The sequence below is a fragment of the Petrocella sp. FN5 genome, assembly GCF_029210395.1.
GTDB lineage: Bacteria > Bacillota > Clostridia > Lachnospirales > Vallitaleaceae > Petrocella.
Genome location: NZ_JARGDP010000069.1, coordinates 1 through 13,259, shown reverse-complemented (window position 1 = coordinate 13,259; position 13,259 = coordinate 1). Strand labels below are relative to the sequence as shown.

At 36.3% G+C, this 13,259-nt stretch carries 14 protein-coding genes and 1 riboswitch; of the genes, 3 read left to right on the top strand and 11 right to left on the bottom strand.

Features of this window, described 5'->3' with window-relative positions; all coding sequences use genetic code 11:
- The 10 genes from P0N36_RS12660 to P0N36_RS12615 form a co-directional block, all read right to left on the bottom strand.
- A partial coding sequence (locus P0N36_RS12660) for a metal ABC transporter permease (protein WP_275843218.1) occupies positions 1-635 on the bottom strand: 635 nt, incomplete at its 3' end.
- On the bottom strand, positions 619-1,770 hold the full coding sequence (locus P0N36_RS12655) for a metal ABC transporter permease (protein ID WP_330684026.1): 1,152 nt from the start codon (positions 1,768-1,770) through the stop codon (positions 619-621). The genes P0N36_RS12655 and P0N36_RS12660, both read right to left, overlap by 17 nt.
- Before the next feature lie 8 nt (positions 1,771-1,778).
- A complete protein-coding gene (locus P0N36_RS12650; RefSeq protein WP_330684025.1) occupies positions 1,779-2,519 on the bottom strand; it encodes a metal ABC transporter ATP-binding protein in 741 nt (246 codons plus the stop codon).
- A gap of 29 nt (positions 2,520-2,548) precedes the next feature.
- Complete coding sequence (locus tag P0N36_RS12645; protein ID WP_275843217.1) at positions 2,549-3,490, bottom strand: metal ABC transporter solute-binding protein, Zn/Mn family; 942 nt, start codon at positions 3,488-3,490, stop codon at positions 2,549-2,551.
- A 57-nt stretch (positions 3,491-3,547) separates the two neighbouring features.
- A complete protein-coding gene (locus P0N36_RS12640) occupies positions 3,548-4,210 on the bottom strand; it encodes a metal-dependent transcriptional regulator (protein WP_275843216.1) in 663 nt (220 codons plus the stop codon).
- 210 nt (positions 4,211-4,420) lie between these two features.
- On the bottom strand, positions 4,421-5,335 hold the full coding sequence (locus tag P0N36_RS12635; protein WP_275843215.1) for a cation diffusion facilitator family transporter: 915 nt from the start codon (positions 5,333-5,335) through the stop codon (positions 4,421-4,423).
- A 47-nt stretch (positions 5,336-5,382) separates the two neighbouring features.
- A riboswitch (NiCo riboswitch) is annotated at positions 5,383-5,483 on the bottom strand.
- 218 nt (positions 5,484-5,701) lie between these two features.
- Positions 5,702-7,240, bottom strand: coding sequence for an S-layer homology domain-containing protein (locus tag P0N36_RS12630; RefSeq protein ID WP_275843214.1), 1,539 nt, complete (start codon positions 7,238-7,240; stop codon positions 5,702-5,704).
- 145 nt (positions 7,241-7,385) lie between these two features.
- Positions 7,386-7,859 carry a hypothetical protein gene (locus P0N36_RS12625; protein WP_275843213.1) on the bottom strand — a complete coding sequence of 158 codons (474 nt, stop codon included), beginning with the start codon at positions 7,857-7,859 and terminating at the stop codon, positions 7,386-7,388.
- 80 nt (positions 7,860-7,939) lie between these two features.
- The gene (locus tag P0N36_RS12620; protein ID WP_275843212.1) at positions 7,940-10,414 is read right to left on the bottom strand and encodes a heavy metal translocating P-type ATPase; all 2,475 of its coding nucleotides are present in this window, start codon (positions 10,412-10,414) and stop codon (positions 7,940-7,942) included.
- A 52-nt stretch (positions 10,415-10,466) separates the two neighbouring features.
- A complete protein-coding gene (locus P0N36_RS12615; protein ID WP_275843211.1) occupies positions 10,467-10,769 on the bottom strand; it encodes a metal-sensitive transcriptional regulator in 303 nt (100 codons plus the stop codon).
- Positions 10,770-10,846: 77 nt separating this feature from the next.
- Between P0N36_RS12615 and P0N36_RS12610 the strand changes: the two genes are divergently transcribed.
- The 3 genes from P0N36_RS12610 to P0N36_RS12600 are packed head-to-tail and all read left to right on the top strand — an operon-like array spanning position 10,847 to position 12,527.
- Positions 10,847-11,257, top strand: a complete 411-nt coding sequence (locus P0N36_RS12610; RefSeq protein ID WP_275843210.1) for a response regulator transcription factor — start codon at positions 10,847-10,849, stop codon at positions 11,255-11,257.
- The gene (locus P0N36_RS12605; protein WP_275843209.1) at positions 11,258-11,926 is read left to right on the top strand and encodes a hypothetical protein; all 669 of its coding nucleotides are present in this window, start codon (positions 11,258-11,260) and stop codon (positions 11,924-11,926) included. It begins immediately after the preceding gene.
- A gap of 13 nt (positions 11,927-11,939) precedes the next feature.
- Complete coding sequence (locus P0N36_RS12600; protein ID WP_275843208.1) at positions 11,940-12,527, top strand: sensor histidine kinase; 588 nt, start codon at positions 11,940-11,942, stop codon at positions 12,525-12,527.
- Positions 12,528-12,763: 236 nt separating this feature from the next.
- Here P0N36_RS12600 and P0N36_RS12595 read toward each other — a convergent pair whose 3' ends face one another.
- Entirely contained in the window at positions 12,764-13,144 is a 381-nt protein-coding gene (locus P0N36_RS12595; RefSeq protein WP_275843207.1) for a hypothetical protein, read from the bottom strand.
- Positions 13,145-13,259 lie beyond the last annotated feature (115 nt).

Sequence of the window (13,259 nt, the reverse complement as noted above, 5' to 3'; positions counted from 1 at the left end):
AAAGCAATCACTAAAATGGACCCTACTGCTTCAAAGGCACCTACTGTTGTCACAGATACCATCGTCATGAGCCCGTATTGTATTAAAACAGGCGAAAAACCTAAAACGGCAGCCAGTTCAGAATCAAATATTACTATTTTGATTTCTTTGAAAAATATCCATATAAGTCCTAAATTAATCAACAGAATTATACCCATCGAATAAATACCTTTGGCACCTATATCCACGCCAAAAATTCTCAATCTATTGAATGGTGCAAATGCTAATTCACCAAGTAAAACAGAATCTATATCTATATGGACATTCCCGGCATATCGCGTAATCAATATGATTGCAATACTAAATAAAAAAGGGAAAACAATACCAATTGCTGAATCCTCCGATACAAGTCTGGTTCGTGTCAATAGTTCAACCATATACACTGTAAATAGACCCATTAAAGTTGCACCTATAATTAAAAATGGTGAATTTAAATTATGGACAATAAAAAAGCCAATGATAATTCCAAGAAGAATGGTATGTGTAATCGCGTCTGACATCATCGCCATTTTACGAAGTACCAAAAAGACACCGGGTATACTACATGCTATGGCAACAATTACAGCAATGATTTGAATTTCAATTTGAGGTGACATCGTTCTCCTCCTTTCTCATTGGATGTTTCATAATATAACTTAGCCCATCCTCTGTGATGGCCCATGCTTCAATCTGTTCTTCCTTAACCAAACCCTTGTCTTGCAAGTTACCTAAAATGTTTTTCAAGTGCTTTAATTTTTTACCACCTTGTGTTTTCATCGGTTTTATGGCTGTAATGTCATGACTGTGATATAGGTTTTTGTGGTTCATAGCCAAATCATATAGGTTCAATAAAACCTGATCTTCATTAATGTCTGACTGATGCTTTATTTGACGCACATATCTCCATAAAATACCTCTATTGGGTGACATTGTAATACTGATAAATACGATAAGACTAATGACTAAAACGATACTAGGACCCGTTGGCATCTTCTGCATTGAAGAACTAATTAACGTTCCAACAAGTCCACTAACAGCACCAAAAGACCCTGCCAATATAACCATCACAGAAAGTTTATTTGTCCATTGTCTGGCTGCCACACCAGGTGCGACAAGCAGAGCACTCATAAGTATAACCCCAACACTTTGAAGACCTATTATAATGGATAAGACAATCATACTTGAAAGTATATAGGATATTTTTTTACTCGATATACCAATACTATCTGCGAAGTCAGCATCAAAAGTCACTATTTTGAACTCTTTCCAAAAGATAACAATCAATGAAATCAAAAGGATACTAATCACTAGAATTAGATAGATATCTCTTCTTAATAAAGTCGATGCTTGACCGAATATGAATTTCTCGAGACCCGCTTGATTTGCATTTGGTATTTTTTGAATATAGGTTAAAAGAACCAATCCGAATCCAAAAAAAACAGATAATATTAAAGCCATAGCGCTGTCCATCTTAATTCTTGAATATTTTACAATCACATTAATGAGCGCTGTAGCCAGAAGTCCGGCAATCAGGGCTCCTAACATAAAAATCTCTGTACTTTTTGTCTGAATAAGTATAAACATAATTGCAATGCCAGGAAGGGATGCATGGGAAACAGCGTCCCCAAGTAGCCCTTGCTTCTTAAGCACTGCAAAACTCCCTACAATGCCACTGACAAAACCAAGCATTGCTGAACCAAGTGATACGACGCGTAAGGTGTAATCATTGGCAAGTAGCTCAAATATATTCACATGCCCACCTAGCCTTTCAATATTTTTCCTGTGCTACGATATGCTTTTCTTAGATTATCTTCTGTAAATACCTCATCCACAGGACCGCTTGCTATTAATTGCGTATTAATGAGTGTTACCCAATCAAAATAATCCTTCACAGTTTGCAGGTCATGATGCACAACCACAACCGTTTTTCCATGTTTTCTAAGATCCTTGAGAATCTCAATAACCGCTTTCTCCGTCTTGGCATCTACCCCCTGAAAAGGTTCATCCATAAAATAGATATCTGCATCTTGAACAAGTGCTCTCGCCAGAAAAACCCGTTGTTGTTGACCACCGCTTAATTGACTGATTTGACGATTGTAAAAATCCTCCATAGCCACTTTTTTTAGTGCAATCATTGCAAGTTCTTTATCTTTAGAACTAGACCTTTTAATCCAACCTATATGGCCATATCTGCCCATTAAAACCACGTCAAGCACTGTCGTCGGAAAATCCCAGTCAACACTACCTCTTTGTGGTACATAACCAATGTGCTTTCTTTGATCTTCATAACTTTCACCATTAAAAAGAACACGCCCCGAAATGGGTTTAATAAGATTTAACATGGCCTTGAGTAATGTGGATTTACCTGCACCATTTGGTCCGACAATTGCCATTAATACGCCTTTTGGTACTTTTAGGTCCACATCCCACAAAACCGGTTTAATATGATAGGCTACTGTCATATCTTCTACATCTACTACAAATCTGGTTTCATTTGACAAGCCAATCCCTCCCAACATTTTTCTACATTCTATTTCAACGCATTAACAATTGTTTCTACATTGCTTCTTATTGTTCCAATATAAGTTTCAGCATCCGTGCCAGCACTGCCCAAAGAATCTGAGTAAAGCTCTCCACCTATTTCAACTTCAAAGCCTTGCGCCTTAACAGCTTCTTGTAAAGCTTCGATATTTCTCATTGGTACACTTGACTCTACAAAGATTGCTTTGATTTGTTTTTCAACAATGTAATCAGCTAAACTTTTTACATCACCCGTCCCGGCCTCTGACTCTGTCGATATACCTTGTAAGCCTAAAACTTCCATGCCATATGCTTTACCAAAATACTGAAATGCATCGTGGGCCGTAATGATGATTCGAGAGCTTTCAGGAATCAATTCAACTTTCCCCTTCACATAACCATCCAGTTTTTCAAGTTCCTTCACGTAAGCTTCATGGTTATTGGTGTATACATCTTTGTTCATGGGATCTGCTTTAACAAGGCCCTCTAACAGATTCGTAGATGCCATTTTCCACAAATTCACATCAAACCAGACATGTGGGTCATAGCCCCTTGTTTCTTCGTCCATTATCAGATCGGCATCGGATATACCCTCTGTGATCATGACAACGACTTTTTCTTCATTCTCTAGACGGGCAAATATTTCTCCCAGTTTGCTTTCTAGATCCAAACCATTATAAACCACTAATTCCGCTTCTTGAATAACATTGACATCGCCTGCACTCGCTTTGTATAGATGAGGGTCTATGCCTGGTCCCATTAATCCATTAACCTGTACAAGATCCCCTCCTATAACTCTTGTTAGGTCTGCTAACATCGTTGTGGTTGCCACGACTTTGATTCTCCCATCATCTTCAACTTGCTCTTTTGTACAACCAGCTATCATAGAAATCATCATAACAGATAATAATACACCTGTAATTTTTAAGTATTTTTTTGACATAATTTTCATAATTTTCACCTTTACACCTTTCATAAATTATAAATTCTATTATGAATTCATTGATTCTTAACATGCATTTACAAACAAACATTTGGCAACTTTATAACCAATTACAATTGTCTGATTGTTCATAGACAATTCAATCAATTCATTGACCGGGTCTATCCTAGATACTGAAAAAAGTTGTCCTATTTTAACATCTAAATGATTTAAGTAAGTTAATATCTCTTTGTCATCGACTACACTCTCAAGGCGATATTCTTTTTTTTCAATAGCATCAATGAGTGTATTTTTTTTTATTTCTTTGATTTCCTTATGGTACTCAACACTTGGTATTTTATTGCCATGTGGACAGGTTTCCGGTTCACCCAAAAAAATAAATAGCCTTTCTTCCATTTTTTTAGTTGTAATATGCTCAAGTCTTTCTGCCTCATCATGGACTTCCTCCCATGAATAACCCAGTTTTTCAACTAAAAATGTTTCCCATATTCTATGTACGCGCGTTAACCGGATAGCACTGTTTCTTCCATCCTCTGTTAAGGTCGATCCTTTATAAGGTATATATTCGACTAACTTTTTCTTAGATAGTTTTTTGATCATCTCATTAACGGTTTGTGCTGTATGAGAAAAATACTGCATCAAATGAAGATTAGAAATCACATCATGACTTTGCTGTCGACTTTCAATTTCATAAATTGCTTTTATATAATCTTCTTCGCCTCTGTTCATTTTGAAAGCTCCTTTTTTTATGGTTAACCTTAATTTAATTATCAAGCATATCATAAATCATATTTCTGTATTTGTCAATACTATTGATAATTATTATCAATATTTCAAGGCATAGCTCCTACTCTGATTTAGCAAAAGCAAAAAAGTTAACTCGTTAAATGGATTTTATATCTATTGATTTGTCAGTCGGATCATATTCTTTTCGTTATCTTATTCCTTATTGGGTTCCAAATGAAATGTAATAATACTTCCTCTACCGAAATAATATCTCAATCTTTGCTCCAATGAGTCAGAAATTGCATGTGCATCATATAATGATATGGATTTATCGAATTGTAAATGTGCTTCAATAGCAACCCTATCTCCTATACGCCTTGTCCGCATACGATGATAGTTCTGAACTTCAATTGATTCATCTAACAAATTTGCTATATATCGAATCTCATCTTCATTAAGAGATGCTTCTAATAATTCATTAACTGCCGGTGCCATAATCTTAAAGGCAACAATAATTATAAATATACTTACTGATATGGCTGTAATAGGGTCAAGTATTGTCCATTTTTCCCCCAAGAAAAAAGCACAACTTATTCCAAAAAGTGTTCCCATAGAAGAAAATGCATCTGATCTATGGTGCCATCCGTTTGCAATCACCGCCGGAGACTTAATTTTTTCTCCTACTTTTTTTGTATAGCGATATAATACTTCTTTTGTTAGGACTGAGACTACCGCTGCTAAAACGGCAATTATTCCCGGTCTGGCTATGGTTTCATTTTTCGTAACAACGCCGTAAACGTTCATAACACCGTTTTGAAAAATACCAAAGCCTGCAAGAAATAATGCTAGCCCGATAATAACTGTTGAAAAGGTTTCATATTTTCCGTGTCCGTAACTATGCCCTTCATCTTCAGGTTTTTCTGTAAATTTGAACCCAACTAATACAACAATATCTGTAAAAAAATCAGATAGTGAATGAATTCCATCTGCAATCATGGCAGAACTATTCCCAATTATACCTGCAGCTATTTTTGTAATTGTTAGTACCGTATTAACTAAAAAACCAACCCATGTTACCTTTTTTGCTTCGTTACTTCGTGTGTCATTCATTATATCTTGATTGTGCATAATGCTGCCCTCCTTCTAAAATACAGAAAAACACATACATAGAACATTACTGTCCCACAGATGTGTTTATACCTTAATCTGCTGTCACCTATTGGCAACCTGGCCCCATGAACTTTTATAGGTTCATCGCCTGCTCATTTTATCCTTATAAGTTGATACACTCATAACTATATATTCTATATAAAAGTTCAACTATATCGTTTTTACACTTTAACCAATAATACTTGCTTTTAAAAAATTATAAACAATAAAACGCTATTCGTCAATATAAATCTTAACACCAACTTTTACTTGCAAGCTCATAGAAAGCTCTAGCTGCGACTTTTTAATGAAGAAGCTCAAGCCTTCGGCTTGAGCTTCTTGGTCTTAAATACCACCTACGTCAGTAACACTTCCTTTTTGAATACTTATGTTTGCTTTTAGAGTCGTCCCTACACGATTATTTATTTCATATATTCCTGGTGCCAAGGTAATCAAGAATCGTCCGTTGGCTCCAATAGTAGCTATGTGCGTATTGTTCGTGCCTTTTGCTGTAATATAGATATCAGTTCCCGGAGCAAGCCCACTCGTACCGGTAATGACGCCGAGTTCAGATGGCAATGTGTAACTATTACCCGCAACAAGGGTTTGTTGCATTGAGAACCAGATATCACCCTTATTATTTATACTAAAGTGTGATCCTCTGTATTCACCAGGGTATGGCGAAGTGGTGCCACTCTTTAAGTTAAAATTAATATAGTATGTACCTACATTAACAGGTGTGCCGTAGTAGCCCTGCTCATCTACTGGAACCGGTGTGTGTGGAAGTCCCTCGGCATCTATACCCATTTCTATATCCGGTACTATACTTCCATTAAATGGGTTAATGACACGCCCACTGATATAAGCGGCTGAGTTTGATACTAAGGCATAAGCACGTTTATCGACCCAGTCATTATTTGTATGAATATTAGCCAAAAACTCAATCAAAAGGTTATCATCATCTGATAAGGTGGTATATGTAACGCTTGCTATGCCATTCGCATCCGTGATTACGCTTGGTGCAGATAAGCGGCTCCTTCTGTCGTGCGGTCCGGCATTAGCAAAAAACTCTATATTCGTATTGGCTGCTGGCAAGCTGTTGGCACCGTAGGTCGCTGCTACCGTAATCGTGATGGTTTGACCACCTCCGGTTGGTACTATTGCCTTACTTACTTGAACAGAAATCTCTGCGTTATCGTAAATATTGGGCTCTATTTGCTCATTAACATGCCAGTTGTCTAGAGGTGCTTCTTCAAATGTGACAACGTCTATTATTTTTTGTCCATCAGGGCGCTCTACGTTATACAGTGCAGTGGTCGTCATACGCGCCATCTCCGAACGATTCATAATGCTTGAACCAACATAATATAGACCTCTGTCTAGACTGAGGCTGTTTGCCATATTGTCATAATCGTCTGGCCAAACCATATTATCTTGCTCGTGCTGTAATATCCTTGTCAAAATCGTAACCCAATGTACCTTCTGTAACGGATCTCCCGGTGCATACAGGCCATCTCCAACGCCGCGCAATATGCCTTCCTCTGTCATTAAATTAATCCAACCTAATGCCCACGCGTGTTGAGTACCTTCAATATCTTTAAACATTGCTTCCGTTTGTGCAGCGACACTGGCATCTTCTTCAGTGAATCCGAGCAAATATCCAGCCACTTTGGCTGCTGCTGCCCTGTTAAGTTCCGCAGTTGGCGCGAACAAGTCGTTGCCCACACCTGCTAGTATACCCAGTCTTGACATTTCAAGAATTGCATCTTGATGTGGGTTGTTGTCAATGTCAGTATAAGTGTCTCCAAATGCTGTGCTCATCGTGCTGAATAATAGTGTAATTGTTAAAATCACGGTTACAATTAGCTTCTTATTCATGTTCATTATCACCCTCCTCTATTGACTTTGATATGGTTACTCATGTTTTTAGTATAACATAATATCAAGGAAAATCTCAAACGGTAAATAGATTTTATTATTCACTATGCCTTTATAACACGCTATTAGCTATCACGTCTGACCTAGGGCACTATTTAGACTTTAGCTTATTTAAAAGCTGAACATAAAGCTTACGGCTTATCATGAAAATAATAGGGAAAAGAATAAGTAGCTGGATAACAGGCAACCATCCGATAGGCGTCCCAGATATTATTGGCATGATATCTGGATTATAACCCCAACGACCTGTATGTAATGCATGAATCTCAAAATAAAAGCTTAAAAATAATGCGAAAAAAACCATAATAACATAGTCATGTCTATGCCATTTACCTTTTAACCAACTTACATTCTTGTTTATAAACATCAGCATCCAAAGCAATACGATACTCATATTCATATCTCCAACTGTAGCACTGATCATGAGTCTTGTATGGCCAGTAAGATCATCCATAATATAAAAAGTCCCGCATTGACTATATTCCCAAATCAATTGTATTATAAAGGCAACTACGGCTACTATGAATGTTTGGATTAATAGATCTCTTATGAATTGTTTATTCATTTATCAACTTCCTTTCCCTCGATTGAGTACAATCATGGTTTCAAATATAGTGACTTTGCAAAACTATTGATTACTTTTAATTATGCTACATAACCTGGGCTAATATCTACTTTTCTAAGTCTTAAAGAGTTGTAGACCACATTCAATGAACTTACAGCCATGGCAGCAGCGCCTAGCATTGGATGTAATAATCCTAGCGCGGCTATAGGAATAAACAACGCATTATAAAACCATGCCCAGAAATAGTTTTGCTTGATTTTTGTAAAGATCGCTCTGGAAAGTTTGATTGCTGATATTATACCGCTAAGTTCTCCTCGAACCAAAGTGACGTCTGCAGCTTCAATGGCAATATCTGTTCCGGTCCCAATGGCTATACCAACGTTAGCCTGTTTGAGGGCCGGTGCATCATTAATACCATCTCCTACCATTGCTACTGTTTTATACAGCTTTTGCAATTTTATGACTTCTTCAACCTTACCATCCGGTAAAACCTCTGCAATAACTTGGCTGATTCCCAGCTTTTTCCCGATTGCTGCTGCTGTTCTTTTGTTATCTCCTGTAATCATAGCCGTCTTGATACCCATAGCTTCTAGAGCTTTTATAGCCTCTGCCGAGTCTTCCTTTATTGGATCTGCTACCGCTATAATACCCAATAGTTGATTCCCTTTTGCAAGCAACATAGCCGTTTTTGCTTCTTCTTCCAATCTTATTAATGCTTGTTCATATTTTTCATAAGATATGTTGTTCTCAGACATCAATTTTCTGTTGCCTACAAGTATGATTTCTCCATCAATCGTCCCTCTTACACCCATACCCGTTATTGCATTAAAATCAATGACATCACCTAATTTGATTTTTTCATTCTTTGCTTTTTCAACGATCGCATGGGCCAATGGATGCTCAGAACCATTCTCTATAGTACCTGCATAATAAAGAAATTCTTTTTCATCAACGTCATTTACAGTAATCAGGTCTGTTACTTCAGGTTTTCCTTTTGTGAGCGTTCCAGTCTTATCAAAGGCTATGGCTTTTATTTCTTTAAATGTTTGAATGGCTTCACCATTTCTAATGAGTATGCCATTTTCTGCACCCATTCCGCTTCCTACCATTAATGCCGTAGGTGTGCCCAGTCCTAATGCACAAGGGCAAGAGATTACCAATACAGCCGTCGATGTTATAAATGCCAAAGTGAGTGGTGAAAGGTCAGGATTAACCCATGGCAGGAATGATGCACCCCAATTAATGATACCTAAGTGAAACTCAGGGAAGAGGTTAAATGAAGTAAAAGTACCAAAAGTAATGACGATAATTGCCGGAACAAAATAGCCTGTAATACGATCTGCAAATTCTTGAATCGGAACTTTTGATCCTTGACATTCCTCCATCATTTTCACAACTTGAGACAGAAATGTATCTTTTCCCACTTTAGTTACTTCCACTTTTAATAAGCCTTGCTTGCTTATTGTGGCTCCTATGACTTCATCATTTTTTTGACGTTTTACAGGCATGGATTCTCCTGTAGCCATTGATTCATCCAGCAAACCATGACCCTCAACAACAATACCATCCGTAGGAACCTTCTCACCGGGTCGTATCACCATAAGATCTCCTACTTGCAAATCTTTAGTGGGTATTTCTATTTCTTCACCATCAACAATGATTTTTGCAGTCTTTGCACCCATTTGCAGTAATTTTTTTATAGCTTGAGACGCTCTACCTTTTGCACGTGCCTCTAAATATTTCCCTACTAAATGGAAAGTCATAATAGTTGTTGCCATTTCAATAAACGCTTGTATCGGAAAAAACAGTCCAAGCAAACCTATCAGATACGGTGGAAGTGAACCTAATGTTACTAAAACATCCATATTCGGACTTTTATTTTTTAGTGCCTTCCAGCTTCCGACATGAACGTGTAAACCTGTTCCAAAAATAATTGGAAGTCCTAAAATAGCGACAATTAACAAATACCCCGGAATAGGATATACAAACATATGAATTATCATAAGTCCCATAATAGCACCGGTAAAAGCACTTGAAATAATCATTGTTTTTTTTGCTTGATCCATTTTTCTTTCGTCTTCATCTATACCATCATTTTCATCTTCATCTAAGTCAAGTTCATACCCCAGTGTAGACACTTTCTTCTGAAGATCCATAAGCCTTACTTTTATTGGTTCATATTCTATTGTTACCTTCTCAACTGCAAAGTTTACATTTGCACTTACAACGCCATCCACTATGAATAATGATTTTTCTATACTACTTGCACAAGCTGTACAACTCATACCTTTTACTCTTAACGTTATTTTTTGGGTGTTTTTTTCCTCATCTAGTAATGCTTTATATCCCAAATCATCTACTGTTGATAAGATTGTTTTGACATCAACTATGTTATCATCATATTCAACATGACCTTTTTCGGTAGCAATGTTTATATTCGCACTAACTATGCCTTTTAAAGCATTTAATTTTTTTTCTATACTGTTTGAGCAACTACTACAGGACATTCCATCCACTTTTAATACAACTTGCTTGATGCTATTCGTTTTTGACATTTTTAGGCTCCTTTCGTATTTTGTCTAAGCTACTATCATCTCTAATTGTTTATTACTTAGTCAGTTTTTTGACCGTCTTTAGTATTTCATCTATAACGTCGGTATCACCTTGTTGCAATTGTTCTACAACACAATTTTTAATGTGGCTCTCCAATAGAATCACTTGAACGGAATGAAGTGCAGATCGTGAAGCCTCTATCTGATTAATAATATCATCGCAATATGCTTCTTGCTCAATCATATTTTTAATGCCACGAATCTGGCCTTCTATTTTACTTAGTCTATCCATAACTGACTTTTGATTTTTTATTGATTTTTCTGTTGGTACCTTTTGATTGGTGTGGGACTGTTCCATAATAACACCTCCTTTTGTCTAATATACCATACCCCTGTAGGGTATGTAAAGTCGATATTTTTATTCGGTATTGACATATGGGTGCTGATGATTATATCACCAAACCCTTTAGCCCAAGACAACTCATCGCACGCATCAAGGCATTGTTCAGAAGATCTGATTTAATTAATAGCTCAGAATCACTAACAACCGGACCTTTTAAAATTAATGATATTGATTATACCGTGTTATTCAATAATCAAAATCTATTATTAACCGTAACAGAATATCAACTATTCACAATCTTACTGGGAAGACCTGCTAAAGTATTTACAAGAGATGAACTCGCAACCATAGCCTTCACAAAATACTATGAAGGTTATAACAGAAGTATTGATTCACATATTAAAAATATAAGAAGTAAAATTGCAAACTATACATCATACGACCACATAAAAACCATCAGAGGCATTGGTTATCAATACTGTGATCAAGAAAGTTGTGAATAAATGAATCTAAAATTGCGTTATAAGCTTATTCTTTCTTATGCCCTATTAGCTATGATTATTATTGGAATTATTAGCTTACTCACTAACTTTAGTGTACGGAAAAGCTTTGAAAATTATATAATCGAAGAACATGAACAACGTGTTTCTGATATTAGAAATAATATTCGTCATTCATATATCCAAAATAATGGCTTTAATATTGACGTTCTTGAACATATAGGTGTTAAAGCAATTGAAAAAGGTTTGATTATTTCTGTTAACAATGCCGACGCATTACTTCAATGGTCTGCCATGGAACACAATGCAGGTTTATGTGAAGCTATGATTGCTAATGTAAAAGAAAATATGTTTAATCACTATAGCGGCTGGGAAGGTAATTACACCGAGGATTCATTTGATATCATTATTGACAATGCTACTGTTGGCACTTTTAATGTAGGCTATTTAGGCCCGTTCTATTTTAATGAAGAAGAGCTGTATTTTCTCACATCAATAAATCGCGTTCTTTTGTATGTGGGATTCTTTTCAATAATTTTTGCTGTTATTATAGGCATGATTATGGCAAACAGTGTAACAAAACCAATTGAGACCGTCATCCGCTATCTAAATAAAATACATGATACCAGAACTTCTGAACTGCCAAACAATTTTAACAAAACCCATGATTGACGGAATATTTCCAGTGAATACTGAACGCATTCGTAGCTGTTTCGAAGAAATAATTCGAATCAAAATTCTAATTGGTGATATAGAAACGCTTTCTTTATTAGAAAATAGTAATACCGAATTGAACTTAGATTACTTCAATCTTTATCAGCTCATTTCTTTCGTTGCAAAGAACTTTGAAGCCCAGTTAATCGAACACCATATGACAATAGACATACTATTTGGAGAGCATTACAATCCTAAGCTTTATGAAAATTTTTATGCTGATCCGGATAAAATCAAGCAGATTTTTATAAATCTCATTTCAAATTCAATCAAATATGCAGGTGATGGCACACAGGTCAAAATTATACTAAACAACACTGCTTCAGATGACTATCTTATTCAATTTAAGGATAACGGTCAAGGTATACAAGAGAAAGATGCGCCTTTTATATTCGAACGCTTCTACAGAGTTGATCCATCCCGTACAGGACACAATGGCATTGGTATTGGGTTGACTTTAGTTCAATCGATTATACATAAACATCTGGGTGAAATTACGCTTATGAACAAAGAGGAAACGGGTACTGAATTCGAGATAAAGCTTCCACGCACACCATAATGAAATACAAGAAAATAAAGGTTTCCTGACACTGAACGCTCACACAATTTTATGAGCATCATACAATGCTGAAAAACCTTTAAAATTTAGTTCAATTTTCATCTACTAGCTATCGTTACAAAATTTTGCCACCATTAGTTACTATCGCACCTGTACCCACTTCATTTGCATCACCTTAGATTTGGTATCCATAACACGATAACTCATTTTCTTTTTTACACATAGACTGGACTTTACTACTTATCCTTTCTTTGCACGTCAGTTGTGCCTTCTTCTCCTTCCACATCAAAGGCATCATGCTTGTCTTTACGCTTATCCATTGTATCTGTATTGCTATCAGTATAGTTTTCAAACTTACTTTCCGTAACTCTCTCCTTATCTCTTCCTTTCAAGCCTCTTGTGCCTTCTTCTCCTTCATAATCGACTGTATCACGGTTACCCTCGCGTTTGCCCATTGTATCCGTATTACTGTCTGTATAATTTTCAAAATCACTTTCCGTAACTTTCTCCTTATCTCTTCCTTCTAAACCTGTTGTACCTTCTTCTCCTTCATAAGCGACATCACGTTTATCTTTGCGCTTGCCCATTGTATCTGTATTTTTTAAATTTTTTTCCATAATTATCTCCTTTTCATTGAACAGTTATTCTGTTTTTTATTAATAGTTTCTTATTAATAGTTTCTTATGCCACATTAACAACGTATCTCCTGCTTTCATAGTATGTTTTCCTTAA